At 41.4% G+C, this 19,186-nt stretch carries 16 protein-coding genes, 1 pseudogene and 1 riboswitch; of the genes and pseudogenes, 8 read left to right on the top strand and 9 right to left on the bottom strand.

Translation table 11 applies throughout. From position 1 onward, the window contains the following. From LH47_RS08725 to LH47_RS08705, 5 genes and pseudogenes are all read left to right on the top strand, one after another. Nucleotides 1-322, top strand: a 322-nt coding sequence (locus LH47_RS08725; protein WP_200890863.1) for a UPF0236 family transposase-like protein, incomplete at its 5' end; no start/stop codon positions are given. 146 nt (nt 323-468) lie between these two features. Then, a pseudogene (locus tag LH47_RS08720) lies at nt 469-948 on the top strand (cytochrome d ubiquinol oxidase subunit II); the annotation flags it as partial. A 93-nt stretch (nt 949-1,041) separates the two neighbouring features. Then, a riboswitch (cobalamin riboswitch) is annotated at nt 1,042-1,242 on the top strand. A gap of 110 nt (nt 1,243-1,352) precedes the next feature. Continuing rightward, the gene (locus LH47_RS08715) at nt 1,353-3,632 is read left to right on the top strand and encodes a ribonucleoside-diphosphate reductase subunit alpha (RefSeq protein ID WP_043966605.1); all 2,280 of its coding nucleotides are present in this window, start codon (nt 1,353-1,355) and stop codon (nt 3,630-3,632) included. A gap of 11 nt (nt 3,633-3,643) precedes the next feature. After that, a complete protein-coding gene (locus LH47_RS08710) occupies nt 3,644-4,135 on the top strand; it encodes a flavodoxin domain-containing protein (protein WP_043966603.1) in 492 nt (163 codons plus the stop codon). Next, a complete protein-coding gene (locus LH47_RS08705) occupies nt 4,089-5,126 on the top strand; it encodes a ribonucleotide-diphosphate reductase subunit beta (protein ID WP_043966601.1) in 1,038 nt (345 codons plus the stop codon). The genes LH47_RS08710 and LH47_RS08705 overlap by 47 nt, the downstream gene beginning before the upstream one ends. Nucleotides 5,127-5,148: 22 nt before the next feature. Here the strand turns inward: LH47_RS08705 and LH47_RS08700 are convergent, their stop codons facing one another. From LH47_RS08700 to LH47_RS08685, 4 genes are read right to left on the bottom strand one after another with little or no spacing between them, the layout of a single operon-like run. After that, nucleotides 5,149-7,104 (bottom strand): beta-propeller fold lactonase family protein, encoded by a 1,956-nt coding sequence (locus LH47_RS08700; protein WP_043966599.1) that lies wholly within the window; start codon nt 7,102-7,104, stop codon nt 5,149-5,151. Between the two features lie 47 nt (nt 7,105-7,151). Continuing rightward, the gene (locus LH47_RS08695; RefSeq protein WP_043966597.1) at nt 7,152-9,212 is read right to left on the bottom strand and encodes a hypothetical protein; all 2,061 of its coding nucleotides are present in this window, start codon (nt 9,210-9,212) and stop codon (nt 7,152-7,154) included. Between the two features lie 43 nt (nt 9,213-9,255). Further along, nucleotides 9,256-9,696 (bottom strand): hypothetical protein, encoded by a 441-nt coding sequence (locus LH47_RS08690; protein ID WP_043966595.1) that lies wholly within the window; start codon nt 9,694-9,696, stop codon nt 9,256-9,258. A gap of 13 nt (nt 9,697-9,709) precedes the next feature. Then, nucleotides 9,710-10,009 (bottom strand): DUF2325 domain-containing protein, encoded by a 300-nt coding sequence (locus LH47_RS08685; protein WP_043966593.1) that lies wholly within the window; start codon nt 10,007-10,009, stop codon nt 9,710-9,712. Between the two features lie 175 nt (nt 10,010-10,184). Here LH47_RS08685 and LH47_RS15230 point away from each other — a divergent pair, with 175 nt between their 5' ends. From LH47_RS15230 to cydB, 3 genes are all read left to right on the top strand, one after another. Further along, nucleotides 10,185-10,340, top strand: coding sequence for a DUF1540 domain-containing protein (locus tag LH47_RS15230; protein WP_009361637.1), 156 nt, complete (start codon nt 10,185-10,187; stop codon nt 10,338-10,340). A gap of 177 nt (nt 10,341-10,517) precedes the next feature. Further along, complete coding sequence (locus LH47_RS08680; RefSeq protein ID WP_035063864.1) at nt 10,518-11,867, top strand: cytochrome ubiquinol oxidase subunit I; 1,350 nt, start codon at nt 10,518-10,520, stop codon at nt 11,865-11,867. Beyond that, entirely contained in the window at nt 11,857-12,885 is a 1,029-nt protein-coding gene (gene cydB / locus LH47_RS08675) for a cytochrome d ubiquinol oxidase subunit II (protein WP_043966586.1), read from the top strand. Before LH47_RS08680 ends, cydB begins: the two co-directional genes overlap by 11 nt. Nucleotides 12,886-12,908: 23 nt before the next feature. Here cydB and LH47_RS08670 read toward each other — a convergent pair whose 3' ends face one another. From LH47_RS08670 to LH47_RS08650, 5 genes are read right to left on the bottom strand one after another with little or no spacing between them, the layout of a single operon-like run. Further along, on the bottom strand, nt 12,909-14,336 hold the full coding sequence (locus LH47_RS08670; protein WP_043966584.1) for an o-succinylbenzoate--CoA ligase: 1,428 nt from the start codon (nt 14,334-14,336) through the stop codon (nt 12,909-12,911). Between the two features lie 59 nt (nt 14,337-14,395). Then, nucleotides 14,396-15,214, bottom strand: a complete 819-nt coding sequence (gene menB, locus LH47_RS08665; protein WP_043966582.1) for a 1,4-dihydroxy-2-naphthoyl-CoA synthase — start codon at nt 15,212-15,214, stop codon at nt 14,396-14,398. Continuing rightward, nucleotides 15,204-16,031: a 2-succinyl-6-hydroxy-2,4-cyclohexadiene-1-carboxylate synthase gene (gene menH / locus LH47_RS08660; protein ID WP_043966580.1), complete on the bottom strand. Its 828-nt coding sequence runs from the start codon at nt 16,029-16,031 to the stop codon at nt 15,204-15,206. Before menH ends, menB begins: the two co-directional genes overlap by 11 nt. 2 nt (nt 16,032-16,033) lie before the next feature. After that, entirely contained in the window at nt 16,034-17,767 is a 1,734-nt protein-coding gene (gene menD / locus LH47_RS08655; protein WP_043966579.1) for a 2-succinyl-5-enolpyruvyl-6-hydroxy-3-cyclohexene-1-carboxylic-acid synthase, read from the bottom strand. Then, entirely contained in the window at nt 17,764-19,119 is a 1,356-nt protein-coding gene (locus LH47_RS08650; RefSeq protein WP_043966577.1) for an isochorismate synthase, read from the bottom strand. Before LH47_RS08650 ends, menD begins: the two co-directional genes overlap by 4 nt. Nucleotides 19,120-19,186: the final 67 nt, after the last annotated feature.

The following is a 19,186-nucleotide window of genomic DNA, read 5'->3' as shown; positions in this document are numbered from 1 at the left end:
CGCCGAGAGCGTGATGAGCCGGTTTGCGCATCGGGTGAAATCCCGCCGCAGCTGGAAAGACCAAGGGCTTCGGGCGTTTCTGAGGGCGATGGCAGCCCGAATCGACGGGATTTGGCGGAGAAATGGGCAGTTGGTGGAGGAAGAAGAGACCCGAACGGCAGCCTCGGCCTCGACGAAGTCCAAGCGGGTTGAACAGGCCAAACGGAAGGCAGGACGGTTGTGGGCAGATGTGGTGCGTCAGAATCTACCGTGCCTGCAGCGGTCATCCGGGACGCCGATCCATCAAGCGTTGTCGGCGCTTCGGGATTTTGGTTGGGTGTAAAAAAATGGAATACAATATCATCACTTCAAGATGAGGGATGAGAGTCCAAAAGCGCTTACGATATCAATTCCTGAAAATGGTTCGCTAACTAGTGATTGACAACACCCGTAGTGAACCGAAAAAATGTTCTCCACAAAGTCTTGACTGACTCAAATGAAATAGAAGCATATACGATTTATCGCCGCGATGCGCTCATCATCGGTCCGTTCGCTTTGCTCTCCTCTATTCTCATTATGGTCACGATGCGAAATGAAGCGCGTTGGCTATATGACGGAATGATTGCACGTTGGCCGTGGCTTGCCGCTTCTATCATATTATTTCTCTTAGCTGGTGGGGCGCTTTTTCTTCCATCATGGAAAAAGAAAAACAGGCGCGGAATACCACGCCTTGCGGTTGTAGCCATCGTCTTGCAATATTTTTGTGCAAGTTACGCATACGGAAAAGCTCATTTACCGTATATGATTTATCCGAATGTGACAATCGAATCCGGATTTACTCATCCGAATACGTTTCGTGCTCTTTTTGTGACGTACATCGTCGGCTTTGCAATTTTATTTCCAGGTTTCATTTATTTTTGGCGGCTGTTTATGAAAGACCGGCGCTATTTAGCAAATGATGAAAAATAATGATTGCAAATGTTGAAATTTTTCGTTATAGTTTTAAACGTAAGCCTTTTTATACAACATATTGTGATAAATAAACAAATCAACAACTATATATTGAAACCGGCAAGTGAAGGTGTCCGAACGGACTTAATAGGGAATCTGGTGCGAATCCAGAGCTGTCCCCGCAACTGTGTGCGCAGACGAAATGGGAACAACACCACTGTATATGTCAGCTTTTCAGGCGCATATATGGGAAGGAATCCAAAGTAGGAAGAAGCGCGAGTCAGGAGACCTGCCTTCCTTGTATCGTTTCATATTCTTCGGGGATTGAGAAGATGAAACGATGGTGAAAGCATGCCTTTTTCCATCGTTTCATCCGCTCAACGAGAGCGGATGTTTTTATTTTTTAGGGGAAGGGATGTTATATGGTGTACATAAAACAACAAACAGAAGTGAATGAAGAAACGATCCGCACATTATTGTTTCCTATTTTCAAAGACTTTCCGCACTTAGCGAGTGAGCGATACATCGAACGGACTGTAAGGGCGCTTGTCCATACACAGCGATACAACGACATGATGAATAAACTCATTTTAAATGCGCTTGATGAAATCACCGTAGAACAGCCGGATTGGACGTTTGTTGCAGCTCGTCTCTATTTGCAACAGCTATACGACGAGGCAGCTAAAAATCGCGGTTATGATATATCCGACACATATCGCTACTTTTATGAATTGCAAACAATGCTCGTCGATCTCGGGATTTACGACTCGTTTTTATTGGAACGATATACGAAAGAAGAGCTGCAAGAAGCGAGCACATGGATTGACGCAAAAAAGGACGAGTTATTTACGTACATTGGGTTAAAAACGCTCGTTGATCGCTATTTAGCGAAAGGGTATGGCGGTGAAATTTACGAATTGCCGCAAGAGCGCTTTTTAACGATTGCTTTAACATTAATGGCGTATGAACATCCGACAAAACGAATGGCACTAGCGAAAGAAGCGTATTGGGCGTTATCTAATCAATATATGACCGTCGCTACGCCAACTTACGCAAACGCTGGGAAGTCATATGGTCAATTATCGAGTTGTTTTATTGATACAGTGGACGATAGTTTAATTGGCATTTATGAGTCGAATACAGATGTCGCTCGTCTATCAAAAGGCGGTGGAGGAATTGGCGTATATTTAGGAAAAATTCGCGCAAGAAATTCTGATATTAAAGGGTTTAAAGGCGTCTCCTCTGGCGTCATTCCTTGGATGCGCCAATTAAACAATACCGCTGTATCGGTTGACCAACTCGGTACGCGACAAGGAAGCATCGCGGTATATTTAGACGTTTGGCATAAAGACATTTTCTCGTTTTTAGACGCGAAGCTAAACAACGGTGACGAACGAACAAAAGCTCATGATTTATTTTATGGCGTATGCATTCCTGACTTATTTATGGAACAAGTCGAAAAGCGTGGCGATTGGTATTTATTTGACCCACATGAAGTGAAAAAAGTAATGGGATGGAAAGATAAAAAAGGCAATCCATTAGGATTGGAAGACTTTTATGATGAAGAACGCGGAGCTGGTTCGTTCCGTGAAAAATATGAGGAGTGTGTGAATCATCCATCGTTAAGTAAAGAGCGTGTTCCTGCTATCGAAATTATAAAAAGAATATTAAAGTCTCAGTTAGAAACGGGCACGCCTTATATGTTCTATCGTGATGAAGCGAATCGCATGAACCCGAATAAACACGCAGGCATGATTTATTCTAGCAATTTATGTACAGAAATTATGCAAAACATGAGCCCAACGATCGTCACAAAAGAATATACAGAACATGGAGAAATTATCGTTCATAAAAAACCGGGCGACTTTGTCGTTTGCAACTTATCGAGCATTCATTTAGCGCGTGCCGTACAAGATGATGTGTTAGAACGATTAATCCCGATTCAAGTGCGTATGCTCGATAACGTCATTGACTTAAACGAAAAACGAATTGAAGTGTTGCAAGCGGTCATCACAAATAAAAAATATCGTGCCATCGGCTTAGGAGCATTTTCTTGGCATCATTTGTTAGCGTTAAAAGGGATAAAATGGAACAGCGAAGAAAGTGTACAACTTGCTGATCGGTTGTTCGAGAAAATTGCTTACCTCACGATCAAAGCGAGCATGGAGCTTGCGAAAGAAAAAGGAGCATATCCGGCATTTGAAGGCTCCGATTGGCACACAGGAAAATACTTTGAACTTCGTGGATATTCCTCCCATGATGAGTTAGACTGGGATCATTTAAAACAACAAGTGATGGCATATGGGATGCGAAACGGCTATTTAATGGCGCCTGCACCAAACGCTTCAACATCCGTTTTAGCAAACGGAACGGCATCGTGCGACCCTGTCTTTAACCGTTTATATTTCGAAGAAAAGAAAAATTATAAAATTCCTGTGACCGTCCCTGATTTAAACGCAAAAACGTTTTGGTTTTACGATAACGCCTATGAAGTGGATCAAAAGATGAGCATTCGTCAAAACGCCGCAAGACAAAAACATGTCGACCAATCGTTAAGTTTTAATCTATATGTGTATAACACGATTAAAGCAAAAGATTTGCTTGACTTGCATCTTACCGCATGGAAAGAGCGGTTAAAATCAACGTATTACGTTCGTAGTACCGCAGTAACGATTGAAGAATGCGACGTTTGTTCATCGTAGGAGGATAAAAAATGAACGTTCTTATTTGTTACACATCGAAAACAGGGAACACAAAAGAAGTCGCGCTGTTAATAGAAGAAGCTTTTTGCTCATACGGACATGCAGTGAAAACGATCAATGTTGAACATATGTTTGCGATCGAATCGCTCATTCATGAAGCACAACTTCTTTTATTCGGTTCATATACGTGGGGAAATGGACAACTTCCGGATGAAATGAGAAGGCTACTTCGTTTTCTTATTAAAGAGCGAAACCTTTCTTTGCCTCCTGTTGCGCTGTTTGGTACAGGAGATCAAATGTGGCCATACTATTGCCGCGCTGTCGATGAAATGGCGTACCATTTACGAAAAGTGACGACGGTGCTCGGCACGTTAAAAATTGAACAATCCCCGCGCGGCCATCAACAACATTTGCCGGCTGTTTTCGTACACCAACTACTCAAGGAGGTTGAACGTTTTGTTATTGACGAAAGTAAAATTGCTCGAGCCGTCGCATCCAAATAAAGCAACAAGCATTATTAATGGAAAAGCAAGTGGCATTTTAAACTGGAACGATATTAAATATAGCCATTTTTATGATATATACAAAATGTTGCTCGGCAACTTTTGGACGCCATTTGAAATCAACATGTCTGATGATATTAAACAATGGCATCATTTAAGTGAGCGGGAACGTGATGCATTTTTACACATTATCGGGTTGCTTTCGATTTTAGACTCTGTGCAACCGAACTTTATCGGAGCGATGAAAGAATACATTACCGATCCGAGCGTCAAAGCGATTTTTTCGATTATCGAGCAACAAGAAGTCGTCCATAATCAATCGTACTCGTATGTGCTTGCGTCTATTGAGAAACTATCCGAGCAAAACCGTGCCTTTGAAATGGCGCGCACGAATCCGTACATTTATAAGCGAAATGAACACGTCATTCGCGTATACGAAGCGTTTCGTGAACGACCAACTGTGGAAACGTTTTGCCGTGCCCTTGTCGCTTCGCTCGTCTTAGAAGGAATTAATTTTTATTCCGGGTTCGCCTTTTTTTACAACTTAGCGCGAAATCAAAAAATGGTGAAAACATCAACGATGATTAGCTATATTAATAAAGACGAACTATGCCATAGCTACTTCATTTCCCAACTCGTACGCGCTGTATTATGGGAAAATCCTCATTTGGACGAAGACGGATCATTTTCAGTATGGATATATGACTACATCGATGAAGCGATTCGTTATGAAACAGAATGGTCGCGCTTTGTGTTGCGCGACATCGATGGCATTGATGTAATTGAAATGGAGAAATATATCGAATATCTCGGAAACAAGCGGCTGCGCATGCTTGGCTTAGATGACCGCTACGATGCGGATGAAAACGCCATGCCTTGGATTCGCGTCTTTAGCGATGAAAATGTAAACTTAGGCAAAACTGACTTTTTCGAAGCCCGTCCACGTTCCTACACAAAAACAACCGATATTAATGGGTTCGATGAATTGTAAAAAGGTGGGTTAGCCCACCTTTTTACTCTAATGATCGTACGTATGCCGCAATTTGCTTTATTTCTTCTTCACTAAGCTGCTCTACTTCCTTTATCCGATGACGTACAATAGCTTCTTCAATCGTGCTTGCGCTTCCATCATGTAAATAAGGGGCAGTCGCCCATACTCCACGCAATGTAGGAGTATCCCACTGCTTCGGAGTTCGAGGATTTTTAAATTGTGCACGTGCATCTCCAGACGATGAACGATCCAGTACATTTGCTGTTCCGATGTCGTGCAAAAACGATATTTGATCTGTTGTGAGCTGCCCATTGTTATCCACTGCTTTTACACTATCTGTAAAATACTTTCCTCCATGGCAAGTGAGGCAGTTCCCCTTTCCAAAAAACAGCTGCTCCCCTTTTTTTGCTATATGTGTTAAACTTCCATCTTTTTCTCGATAAGGGCTCTTTGGAACAGGAAATGAACTTGGATCATCCAAATATGCAAATAGCACATCAAACATATGTTGCACATCAGGCGGTAACGGTTTACTTGGATCGTATTGCAACATCCCGCCCATCTCCCCTTGGACTGTATGAATATAGTCAGTAAAATCATCACGCGATCCGTCCCACATAAATAATCCTGTCTTCGTTGTTAATATGTTGCTTGGCACATTTCTTGGTCCTTTCGGTGTCATCAGCGTCAAGCCATTTATATCTCCGTCGCTATGACAAGATGCACAACTCATCCAATTGTTTTTTGTTATCTCTGCTGCATATTCATCACTATTTGCACTATAAAATATCTTTTTTCCTTCTCTTACAAGCGGTGGTAAAGAATCTTGCGAAATTAAAGAAATATTTTTGCCTATTTGTTTTGCTTTTGCATATGCTTGTTCTCCGCCTGTTTTTACAATGGCAAGTTCATGACTCATCGCCTGATGAATATAAAGTGTTTCTCCGTCCGGAGAAATGACAATTCCTCTCGGATTATCTCCTTGAATTCTGCGCAATACTTGCGTAGCATTTCCTCCACGGGCAAGGTCAAAGACGACAAGATCTTCACTGCCTGACATAATGGCATATGCTTTTTTTCCGTTTGGATGAAATGCTATATCGTACGGATTCGACACAATCATTGTTTCATTGTTTACATCTGTGACGTTGATTTCTTCAAATAATTCTTTTCTTTCATCTAACACTTCTTCATCAATATCTAAACGAATGACAGAAATAGCCGGAAAAATCGTCTCTTCAAAATGAATAGGTGTATCAACATTTGTTAATAAATGTGGCACGTATGCTTTTTTTCCATCAGGTGCAATAACAAACTGCTCTAACGTATTTGGGATGCCCTGACTTTTTTTTCGATCTTCTTGATCGGGTGAAGGTGCCAAAGAAATTTGTTTAACGACTTTTTCTTTTTTTGTATCAATGACTGTAATTTTCCCTTGCAAATAATGTGGGACATATAGCTTTTTACCATCTGCCGTAATTGTAACCGTTCGAGGTCGGTCACCTACTCGAATGTCTTTTTTCACTTTTCCTGATTGCAAATCGACAATGGATAATGTCCCCGAACGGTAGTTAGCGACATATAACCATCGACCGTCTTGGCTCGTCACAAGACCAAACGGCTCAATCCCTGTTTGAATATGCCCAATGACTGTTTGTTTTTTTAACGAGATAATATCAACTCGATGGTCATACATACAGGACACATATAAAAATTGTTCATCAGGGCTTAATGTTAATTGCCGTGGCTCCCGTCCAACAGCAATTTCTGCCTTCTTCTTTTTTGTTTTCACATCGATAATTGTTACAGTAGGTACGTCTATATTTGCAACATACAATTCATCTCCCGCTCGATTCATAACAATATTGTTGCTGTTTACTGCCTCATCGCGAATTACTGTTTGTTTAGACATAAATACCGATTGCTTAGCGCACGAAGCGAGAAAAAAAGCAAAAAGAACTATGGCCAATTTTTTCATATTCATCCCCCACACAGAAAAGGCGGCCGGCTTGGACGGTCCGCCTTTTACTTTTCTTTGACTTCAACATTTACGAGAATAGGAGCAATACCATACGGGCCATCTCCAGCTTGGACTTGTGGCACGTGATCTTTATCTGTATTGCCAGATTGGTCGTCTTTTTTATACACATCTCCTGTATCCCAAAACTCACTTGCTTGCATTCCTTCTTTTATGCTCGGTCCATCGATAATGAGATTATAAAAATCTACATAGCGAGAAATAATTGTTTCGCGATCAAGCTCTTTTGGTTGTTGTTCATCTTGATCTATGTTGTTTAATTGGTTTATGGCTAAACGGAATATACTTGAAAGAGCTCCAGCCACAAACGGATCATATTTCCTTTCACCTTTTGCCGTTTGATAAACATGCAATTTCTGATCCCAAAAATATCGATCCATGGCAACATAAATATTTCGTGCGGCTTCACGGTACTTCTCTTCCTTTGTAGCCAAAAAGGCTGCCGTTAACCCACGAATCGCTCCAAGTTGAGAAAGAAGTGTTGGTTCTGACTTATCTATCCCTTCTCCAATTGTAAACCCATTTGCAACAAGTCCATCTTCTCTTATTAATTTTTCAATGATGAAATCTGCTTGTTTACGAATAAGCTCGAGCGCTCGTTTTCCTTCCGCCGTATGCAAACCTTCTGCCTCTTCTCCATTCGCATAGCCAACTGGCAAACCGTCAATTGCTCGTTGAAAAATACGAAGTGCTTCCATTGTATAACCAGCATCAAACGTGTTCATATACTTCCCTTGCTCAGTTCCGCTATGTTCTTCAACAAATATACCTAATTCATCATTGAAATGCATCGCATCAACGTTTTTAAAAACAGTCAGTAAAATATCTCGATTCACCGAATATGGATCGTCACTTTGTACATCATTATGAACATTTTCATCGATATTTTCATTCGGTGCTTTTGGATAAGGTTGACCATCAAAAACAGCTAAAAAGGCTGGATTTTGATTTTTGTTAGCCTCGCGCTGATCGGTCATACCAAAAAATTCAGCCGCTGGCCATAACATAAGCCATTGGTCTTGCAAAAAACTACGTTTATCTTTCAAAATGAGTTGTTGAGCATCAGGTGCTTGAGCATCTCCATTTTCAACAACTTCAACTTGATGCGGCAAATATACAAACCCTTTTTCCGGCTCATAAGTTCCTTTGTTCAATGAAGTAAGCTTGTCATTTTTTGCATCATAAAATAAATGGTCACGAATAAACAACAACTTATTCCATATTTGCTCAGTTAAAATCATTCCTTGCATTCCATCAGCCGAACTAACTCCTAATGCAATATTTGAATGCTGATCATCATTTGCCGTTTTTGCCTCTATTTCCTCGTCCTTATCAACCGTATGGAACGCACTTAAAAAGTCACCAGCCCATAAAGCTTGTTTTAAAAACGTTGCCCCGTAAGCCGCAGGAACAAGCATTTTATTCATTTTTTCACGATCCCATCGCAACGTTTGAAAATCCACTTGGTACACTGGGACGTACGTACCGTCATCATTTTCTGCATATACGTCTGTATCCACCTGTTGTATGTAATGTGGATCCCCACTTTCATACTCAATTAATGTAGGAAACATATTGCGAAATATTTCTTCGCGTGGATATCCAACTTGATCAGCAAGCAAATAAAAACGTTCAGCTAATACTTCATGACTTTCTTTTCCGCTTTGTTTCGCTAATTTTTTTGCTATAGGACCGTGAATAAGATGCAAACCGAGCCCTGACTTTTCCGTTACCTCATACATGGCTTCCTCGGAATACTCGTAAGACTCTACACCTGCAATATAATCAAATTCAGTCGGTTCATTTATTTTTCGAACATCTAACAAATCTAAATCTAATCCTAACCCTTCTGCTAAAGGTTCGCCAGACAGCTCAAACTCTGAATATGCAAACATATTTCCTGCTGTTCGAAACGTATAATCTGTCACAGGAACGTGGATAGTTTTTTTTGTCTCTTCTTTCTTTTTTGTCGTTTGTTCAGCACAGCCGCTAACAATTAACGATGATGATAAGGCAATGGCTGAACCGATTTTGACCCATTTCTCCATACTTCCCCTCTCCTCAAAAATGAAATTCATTATCAATATATATTTATGATACTTGATGCACATGTCTTGTCAAGCAAAAATGTATGACACGATTTTCTGATATATGGTAAATATAAACTTTTTCTGGTTTTACTTTAAAATGATTTTCAAACATAAGCATCGCTTTTGAAAGCGAAATTGCATCAACTATAAAAATGTTCATACATGACGGGACAACGCCTGTTTCAGACGTACATAATGCTGTAACAAATGCATCGTGCGCATCTAATATGTGAACAAACGACTGATCATTAGCAACGAAATGAAGCAAATAGTCGGTCATTTGTGCAATCATTTTATAATATGTAACGGGAGAGTCACAAGAAGCGATCGGAAACGATGATGTTGCCCGTTCAATTCCTTTTAGCAACGTAAGCGATGAACGATGAGGCGGAGATATGCTGTAATGATAAGTTAACACTTCATTCAAAAACGATTGCCACAATGTTCTCTCCTCCTTAGTTCACTCGTTTTAGCTCCCCCATTTGCTCAATGACAGATTGAATGGAACTCCATGAACGCTTTACAAAGTAAATCGGCTTATGTTGATCTTTTGCTTTTTGTTTAATGACTTTCGCTAAATTATGGTTAATATAATCAGTCATAACAAATACGATATCGACATGCTCTGGTATTTGACGTCTCACCATATTCACTTTTCGACCATCTAAATGAATAATTTCCTGAAATCCTGAGTTTTTTAATTTATCGGCAATGTTTCCTAAATGATCCGCACCAACAACTAATAGCGATGACATATAACTCCCTCCGGCTTTTTGTCTTATATTGCACAATTTCATTCTAATTGAGAATGATTATCCATGTCAACATTTATTGATAAAAATTCTCGCTATTTTTGCTCATTTTTTCATGTTATGTCTTGCCAGCGTTTTGCCTACACTAACATCAGCATGAAGAAAGGAGGGAATGATCATGGCAAAAGATGTGCTTTGTGAAGTGCAAAATTGTCAGTTTTGGTCACAAGGTAATCGATGTAGTGCAGACGCAATCTATGTCGTAAGCCATGCCGGTGCAACGGCAACAAGTTCAACAGAAACAGACTGTAAAACGTTCCAACCGAACGAATAACAGCATCCCCCTTGCCCATCGCAAGGGGTTTTCTCTTTTTTCATGTTAATAATCGTGAATAGACACATTTTTTTAAAATTATCGCCACAGTTTTGCAACATTTCTCTCATCTCTTCTTCACGTATTGAGGTTACTCTTATACATATGAAAAATATTTAGCATATCGGAGGGGGATATATGAGCGACGTACTTTTACTTAGCCGTTTTCAATTTGCCATTACGGTTTTTTATCATTTTTTATTCGTCCCGTTAACGATTGGTCTTATTGTTTTGATTGCATGGATGGAAACGCAACACGTACGAACAAAAAATCCGCTCTATCGGCAAATGGCGGACTTTTGGGGAAAATTGTTTGCCATTAACTTCGTTCTCGGTGTTGTGACAGGAATTACAATGGAATTTCAATTTGGGACAAACTGGTCGGAGTATTCGAAATATATGGGTGATATTTTCGGCTCTCCGCTCGCCATTGAAGCGCTCGTTGCTTTCTTTTTAGAGTCAACATTTATGGGCATTTGGCTATTTGGGAAGGATAAAATTTCGCCAAAACTTCGTGCGTTCTCCATCTGGATGGTGGCGCTTGGTACAAACATTTCAGCGCTTTGGATTATCACAGCAAACGGCTTTATGCAAAATCCGGTCGGATATATTGAAAGAAACGGCCGCATCGAACTACAAAACTTTTGGGAAGTTGTGACAAATCCATATGCATGGCATATGTTCGTTCATACAGTTGTTAGCTGTTATATCGTTGGGGCATTTTTTGTGATGGCGGTTAGTGCTTGGCATTTATTACGTAAACAACATATCGAGTTTTTCAAAAAATCGTTTAAATACGGACTCATTTTAGGATTAATCGCAGCAACAGCTACACCGTTTATCGGTCATAAATCCGCATCATTTGCGGCAAAAATGCAGCCTGCCAAAGGGGCAGCTCTTGAAGCTGTGTGGGAAACAAAAGAAAGTTTGCCATTTCACATTATTCAAATTCCTGACCCAGAAAACGAGCGTAACATCGTTGAATTTTTAACGATTCCAAAGCTCGGAAGTTACTTTTATACGCACTCGTTTGATGGGAAAGTTGTCGGATTCGATCAAATTCCAAAAGATGAACGTCCGAATGTCAATATCGTCTTTTATTCATTTCGTTTAATGGTGGCACTCGGTCTATACTTCGTCGCTCTATTTTGGTACGGATTTTACTTATATCGTAAAAATAAATTAGTTGAATCACGGCGTTTCTTAAAACTTGTCATGTATTCTGTATTGCTTCCGTATGTCGCTATCAACGCTGGCTGGGTCGTTGCGGAAGTCGGGCGTCAACCGTGGACGGTATATGGATTAATGCGCACAGCTGAAGCCGTATCACCTATTTCTCTTTCACAAATTGTTTTCTCACTCGTCAGCTTAGTTTTATTTTACACTATTTTGCTTATTGCAGACGTGTACTTAATGTTGAAATATGCGAAAAAAGGACCGTACACATCCACGGCTACGAAAGGTGGGGAAATTCAACATGTCTCATGAAACAGTTGCGATCATTTGGTTCGGACTATGGGGACTCATTTGGACGATATACTTTGTGTTAGATGGATATACGCTCGGTACAGGTATGTTGTTTCCGTTTTTAGCGAGAAACCGTCAAGAGCGAAATCAGTTGCAAGAAGCGGTTGGACCGTTTTGGGGCGGAAATGAAGTATGGTTAATTACAGCTGGAGGGGCAACGTTTGCCGCATTTCCAGCCGTTTATGCAGATTTATTCAGCTTCTTATATACGCCGATGATGCTCATTTTATTCGCGCTCTTTTTTCGCGCAGCCGGATTAGAGTTTATGCATAAAGACGATGCGCCGCTTTGGCAAAAAAGCTGGAAATGGGCATTTACAATTAGTAGTTTTACTTTAGCGCTTCTGTTTGGTGTTGCCTTTGCTAATTTGTTTTACGGTTTAAAAATTGGTCCATCTGGATATGAAGGAACGTTGTTCAGCTTGCTTCATCCGTACGGTCTTTTAGGCGGCTTATTATTTATTAGCTTATTTGCTGTCTCTGGTGCCCTATGGGTCATGCTAAAAACAGTTGGAGATGTAGCAGAACGAGCTTATAAAGTGGCTCGTCCAGCTTCTGTCGTTGCAACGGTCGTATTATCTCTTTTCTTCGTTGCAACAAGCAATCGTACCCCGCTATTCAATAATTTCACGAAAGCACCAATTCTTTGGATCGTACCAGCATTTGCTTTCGTATGTGCATTGCTCATGCTATTGTTCGTCTGGCAAAAACGAATTGGACTTGCGTTTACAAACATTTGCTTAACCATTTTCACGCTCATGGCAACCGGGTTCATCGGCATGTTCCCAAACATGCTCCCTTCGCGCATCGATGATGAATATAGTACAACGCTTTTTGAAGCCGCAGGGAGTGAATTAAATTTAAAAATTATGCTCGGTGTCGCCATCGTCATGGTGCCGATCGTGGTGGGCTATCAGCTTTGGAGTTATAAACTGTTTAAAGAAAAAATCACGAAAGAAACAGCAAAAGGATATCAATAAGAGGAGGCATTGATTGCCTCCTCTTATTCATTGATCCAGTTTTTCAGCTTATGGCGCATCAGTTTGTTTGCGGCATTGCGCGGTAAATGATCAACAATATAAATTCGCTTCGGCACTTTATATTTCGCCAGTTTATTCATACAAAACTGCTTTAATTGCTCTTCTGTCGCTGTTACATCATGCAATACGACAAACGCGTATGGCACTTGCCCCCATGTTTCATCAGCCACTCCGACTACACCTGCTTCTTTTACCGCCTCATGTTGCAAAAGCACCGATTCAATTTCAGCCGGATATACGTTTTCTCCACCAGAAATAATTAAGTCTGAACGTCGGTCAAGCACATATAAAAACCCTTCGTCATCCATATATCCGATATCTCCGGTATATAACCAACCGTCTTTTAACACAGCGGCTGTTGCTTGCTCATTGTTCCAGTACCCTTTCATGACGCTCGGACCTTTTACAACAATTTCTCCCACTTCATTCGCATTCAGCGGTTTCCCCTCTTTTTCAATACGAACGTTCATATGGAAAAGCGGCTTTCCTGCTGAACCGTGTTTATGGCGAGCATCTGGGGATAATGTAGCTACTTGCGAAGCGGTTTCTGTCATGCCGTACGTTTGATACACCGGTATATTCCAATAAGCACATGATTGCAACAAAGGAAGTGGCACAGGACCTCCACCGACGAGCATACAGCGAAACGATGGAGGATACGGATATTTTAACTCTTGAATCATTTGTTGTACCATTGTGCTTACAGCCGACATCATCGTAATGTTTTGTTGAAAAATGAGCTCATTGACGCGTTTCGCATCAAATGACGACATCACATACACGCCAATTCCGTAAATAACGCTCCGTATTAAAATCGATAAGCCGCTAACATGAAAAAATGGAACAGCAGCAAGCCAACAATCATCTTCACGTAATCCGAGATTCAGAGCAGAACCGATTGCACTCCACCAATGATTTCCGTACGTTTGCATAACCCCTTTTGGCTTTCCTGTCGTTCCCGATGTGTACATAATTGTTGAGACATCGTCTAGATTGTACATCGTTTGCCATTTTTCATCTCGTTCACGAAGTTTGGCAAACTCTCCCCATTCGATCGCTCGCTCATCTGGAAAAGGCTCATCACAAATGACAAATCGCGCCCCACTATGTTCTAATTGCCACTTTACTTCGTCTATGGATAAACGCACATTTTGTAATAAAACAATCGCACCAATATAATGAAGGGCGTGAATAAGCTCAACCATATGTGCACTATTTTTCATTAAGATAGCGACAACATCCCCTTTTTTTACACCGAGAAAAACAAGTTGTCTTGCTCGTTTTGCCGTTCGTTCATGAAGTTCAGCAAATGAAATCGCTTCTGTTTCATCATATATCGCTATACGATTCGGCGTTAAATACGCACGCTGAAGCAACCAGTTTGGAATCATCTTCACACCACCTTCAAAAAAACAGCTTGATGTGCATACATCAAGCTGTCGTCTTCATTTTACGGAAAACGCGGGAATTGTTTAAAGTTCGGTTTCCGTTTTTCTTTAAATGCATCGCGTCCTTCTTTCGCTTCGTCTGTTGTGTAATAAAGAAGCGTTGCATCCCCTGCAAGTTGTTGGATGCCTGCAAGTCCATCTGTATCTGCATTAAACGCAGCTTTTAAGAAACGAATAGCTGTCGGACTTTTTTCTAAAATTTCTTCCGCCCATTTCACCGTTTCTTCTTCTAATTGCTCAAGTGGAACAACTTTGTTGACTAATCCCATTTCTAACGCCTCTTGAGCGTTGTATTGACGACATAAATACCAAATTTCGCGGGCTTTTTTATGCCCAACAATACGCGCTAAGTAACCAGCGCCATATCCTCCATCAAAGCTGCCAACTTTCGGCCCTGTTTGACCGAAAATCGCGTTGTCTGCTGCGATAGTTAAATCACAAACAACATGTAGCACATGACCACCGCCGATCGCATAACCTGCAACCATCGCAATAACCGGTTTTGGAATGACGCGAATTAAGCGTTGTAAGTCTAATACGTTTAAACGCGGAATTTGGTCGTCACCTACATATCCACCATGTCCACGCACTTTTTGGTCGCCACCTGAACAAAACGCTTTGCCGCCTGCTCCTGTTAAAATAATAACTCCAATATTTGCATCGTCACGAGCATACGCAAACGCATCAATTAACTCCATAACTGTTTTTGGCCGGAACGCATTATGTACTTCTGGACGGTTAATTGTAATTTTTGCAATGCCATTATACGTTTCATACAAAATATCTTCATATTCTCTTTCTCTTACCCATTCAATCGCCATGCAATAAACCTCCTCTTAACACAAATTGTTGAACAAGTGTACAAAATCGTTCACGCTGCTCTAGATGCACAACGTGTCCAGCATTCGGAACGATGATGAGCGTCCCGTTTGGTAATAATTGTACCATTTCTGACGCAATTCGACAAAACTTTTCATCATCTTCACCACAAATCAACAATGTCGGGAACATTAATTGAGGCAACGTTTCCCACCAAGAAGGTTGCGTTCCTGTCCCCATGCCACGCAAACTGTTCGCTAATCCAATCGCTGTATGCTGTAACCGTTCTTCTCTTAACCGCTGTTGTACATCCTCGGGCAACCGCTTTAAAGAAGAAAATAACGGGATGTTCTCCCACCGATCAACAAACGAGGCAACCCCATGTTGTTCAATAAACTGTGCTAATCGTTCATCTTCCTCCCGACGCTTCATTCGCTCTTCTTCCGTCTTTAGCCCCGGAGAGCTACTTTCTAATATTAACGTTTGCACATACTGAGGATAACGAACTGCAAATGTTAACGCAAGCCGGCCACCCATCGAATACCCTAGCACATGGACTTTTTTTATCCCTAAATGTTCCAAAAGCATAGCGACGTCTTGGGCAACCATATCGATATGATATCGTTGTACAGAAGAAGGAGCATCCGTTCGTCCATGACCGAGAATGTCAATTGCTATGCATTGCATATGTTGTTCCCACATCGAAACAAGCGGATGCCACGTTTGACAACTACCTGTAAATCCGTGTAGCAACAAAATAGGCTGTCCATTTCCGTGCTTTTCTACATAATACATTTGCCCTCGAACGACAAACTTCATGCTCATTCCCCTTTGTTCAACAAGTTGGACATTTCCTGGGAAACATCTTTCCACAATTTCCGATGAACTCCGACATTATATTCACGTGATGAAGGAACTTCAATTACATTTAACGTTGGGCGTGCGAGCGCATCTACCACCGCACGGCGAAAATGGTCCCATGTCTCTACTTTTTCATAATGTCCATCATACATGTTTACAACATGATGAAACGATAAATGTGTCGGTGTGCCGAATAACCGTTCAAAATGTTTCGGCTCATTCGCCTGCGGCAAAAAGGAGAAAATACCTCCTCCATTGTTGTTTAAAACGATGATTGTCGCATGTAGCTGTTGCAATTTAGCTGCAAGTAAGCCATTTAAGTCATGATAAAATGACAAGTCGCCAATAACTAGTACAAGTGGTTTGGCAACACAGCTCGCTCCAAGAGCGCTCGATACAACTCCATCAATGCCGTTTGCCCCCCGATTCGCCAATAAACGAATTCGCTTATGTGATGACAAAAAAAACGTATCCGCATCGCGAATAGGCATACTATTTCCGACAAAAAGAGTCGTTCCATCTGGTAATAACTGGGTGAGTTCGATAAATATTTTTCCTTCAAACATATTTTCTTCTTCTTTTGCCTGTAATAACATTTGCTTCGCTCGTTCATTCATTTTTTTCCATTGGCTGATCCATTGCGAAGAACGAGATGTAGTAGAAGCACGTTGAGCTAACTCATAACAAAATTGCACCTCGTTCGCTTCAATCAACACGTGAAGCGATAAAGTCGGATCGCGCCATTGCCCAGCCTCATCAACAATCATTTGTTTTACTTGTTTATGCCGTTGCAACCAAAGATAAAGCGATTTGGATACAGGCATTGCTCCAAAACGAATAACGACATCAGGGATAAACGCATCTGCAAACGTTTCGCATTTTAACATCGCATCATACGATTCAATAATAAGCTGTTTTCTATGTGCACCTGTTCGCAGTGAAGAAAGCGGGTCGGCTAAAATAGGATATTGCAACGCTTCTGCTAGCTCGACCACCGCATCAGCAAACCCTTCCACATGCAAATCTCCACATACAATGACCCCTTTTTCGACATGGCGTAGTTGTTCATATAACGCATCTATCATCTCTTTCGAAAGGTGTTTATTCCCTCTATACACAGTGCGAGTCGCTGATGATGTGGAAAATAGCGACTCATTGAGCATTGGGACGAGCGGTTCACGTAACGGTACGTTAATATGAACCGGTCCTGCAGGAACAGATGTTGCAACACATACCGCGCGAGCAGCTACCATTTCTGCATAACGAAGCATTTGCTCATTTCCTTCTGGAAGTGCCATATCAACAAACCATTTTACATATGAGCCGTACATATGCAGTTGATCGATCGCTTGCGGTGCTCCGACATCACGCAATTCATGAGGTCGATCAGCTGTAATGACAACGAGCGGAACGCGTGCATAATATGCTTCAACGATAGCTGGATAATAATTCGCTACCGCAGTACCTGACGTACAAACAAGAGCAACCGGTTTTCCAGAAGCTTTCGCCATGCCTAACGCAAAAAAAGCAGCAGAACGTTCATCAATATGAACATGAATGTTTAACTGAGGATGTTCAGCCATGACCATCGCAAGAGGAGTGGAACGAGATCCTGGACTAATCACCGCTTGCTGTATCCCCGTATGAACTAATTGCTCAACAAAAACGGCAACATATGCGGTCATTTCATTCATTTTCTTCCCCCCTCTAACGCTAGTAACATCGGCTTAAACTTTACATTCGTTTCCTCATACTCACTAAGCGGATTAGAATGAGCGACAATCCCACACCCCGCAAACAAATGCGCCTCATTGTCTTCAATCAACGCGGAGCGAATGGCTACTGCAAATTCTCCGTTTCCGTTGGCATCAACCCAACCGATCGGAGCGGCATACCATCCACGATCAAGCGGCTCAATTTCCCGAATCGTTTGTACCGCCTTTTCTTTCGGGAATCCCCCAAGCGCTGGCGTTGGATGGAGCCGTTCAACGAGCGAAAAAATCGAAACTCCTTCCTTTATGTTCGCACGAACAGGTGTGTACAAATGTTGGATATGTCGCATTTTTAATAGAGTCGGCTCACTTGGAACAATCACCTCTGTGCATATTTCATGCATCGCTTGTTCAATCATGTCGACAACGAACGCATGTTCACGACGATTTTTATCGTCTTTTAACAGCCATTGCCCGAGCTCCTCATCCTCTTTCATCGTATGTCCACGACGAATGGAACCAGCGAGACAAGCCGTTTCACACATGTACCCGTTCTTTTTCACAAGTTGCTCGGGAGAAGCACCGATAAAACAAGATGAGCCGTTTTCAAACGCAAAAATGTAGCTCATTGGTTGTTGTTCACGCAAAGAGCGTAACACATGAGAGCGATCAATTCGATGAGAAAAAGAAAGAAATAACTCGCGCGCTAAAACGACTTTTTCAATCTCTCCGTCTTGAATGAGATCGGTTGCATGACGAACAGCATGAAACCAACGATCACGAGCGACTTCTTCTTTTTCGACAACTTCAACATCGTAGCTATCGATTTCATCATGTATGATAAATAACGAATCGATCATTTTCTCAAGTTCCACGAACGATTCATGAACAACATTAACTGTGAGCCATGTTTCCTCCCCGCGCTTTGTTAACAAAAATTTCGGGATCACAAACTGAGCGGAAGGAAAATGGCTCCAATGCTTAGCAGAATGTTTCATCGGATCAAAAGCGAACCCCCCGAACATCAATGGCCCTTCTCCTTCGATGAAAGCGCCTTCTACAATTTGTTGCCAAGCTTTCTCCACTTCTCGAAACCGCTTTTTCGTCTTTTCTTCGCTTTTTATAACTTGCGCATATCCAAGCCCAACAAACGTTTGTTCATGGAAACAGTCTGACCAATAAAAGCGCTGGCCATGAAATAACGTTTCACCAGCGGCAAAAAAGGAAAGAGGATCGATTTGCCCCACTCTTACAGTAACACTAACCATATGCTTTTTTTTCTTTAACGCATCACGCAATTGGTCAATAACTTTGTTTTGATATAAAGTAACCACCTTGTATCACGCCTATACTTAATCTTTTTATCCCTTTTCCATTATAATATTGTTCTTTAGAGATAGG

Source organism: Anoxybacillus thermarum, assembly GCF_000836725.1.
GTDB classification, from domain to species: Bacteria; Bacillota; Bacilli; order Bacillales; family Anoxybacillaceae; genus Anoxybacillus; species Anoxybacillus thermarum.
Note: the sequence above shows the minus strand (reverse complement) of the source record. Positions and strands in the feature narration are given on the sequence as shown.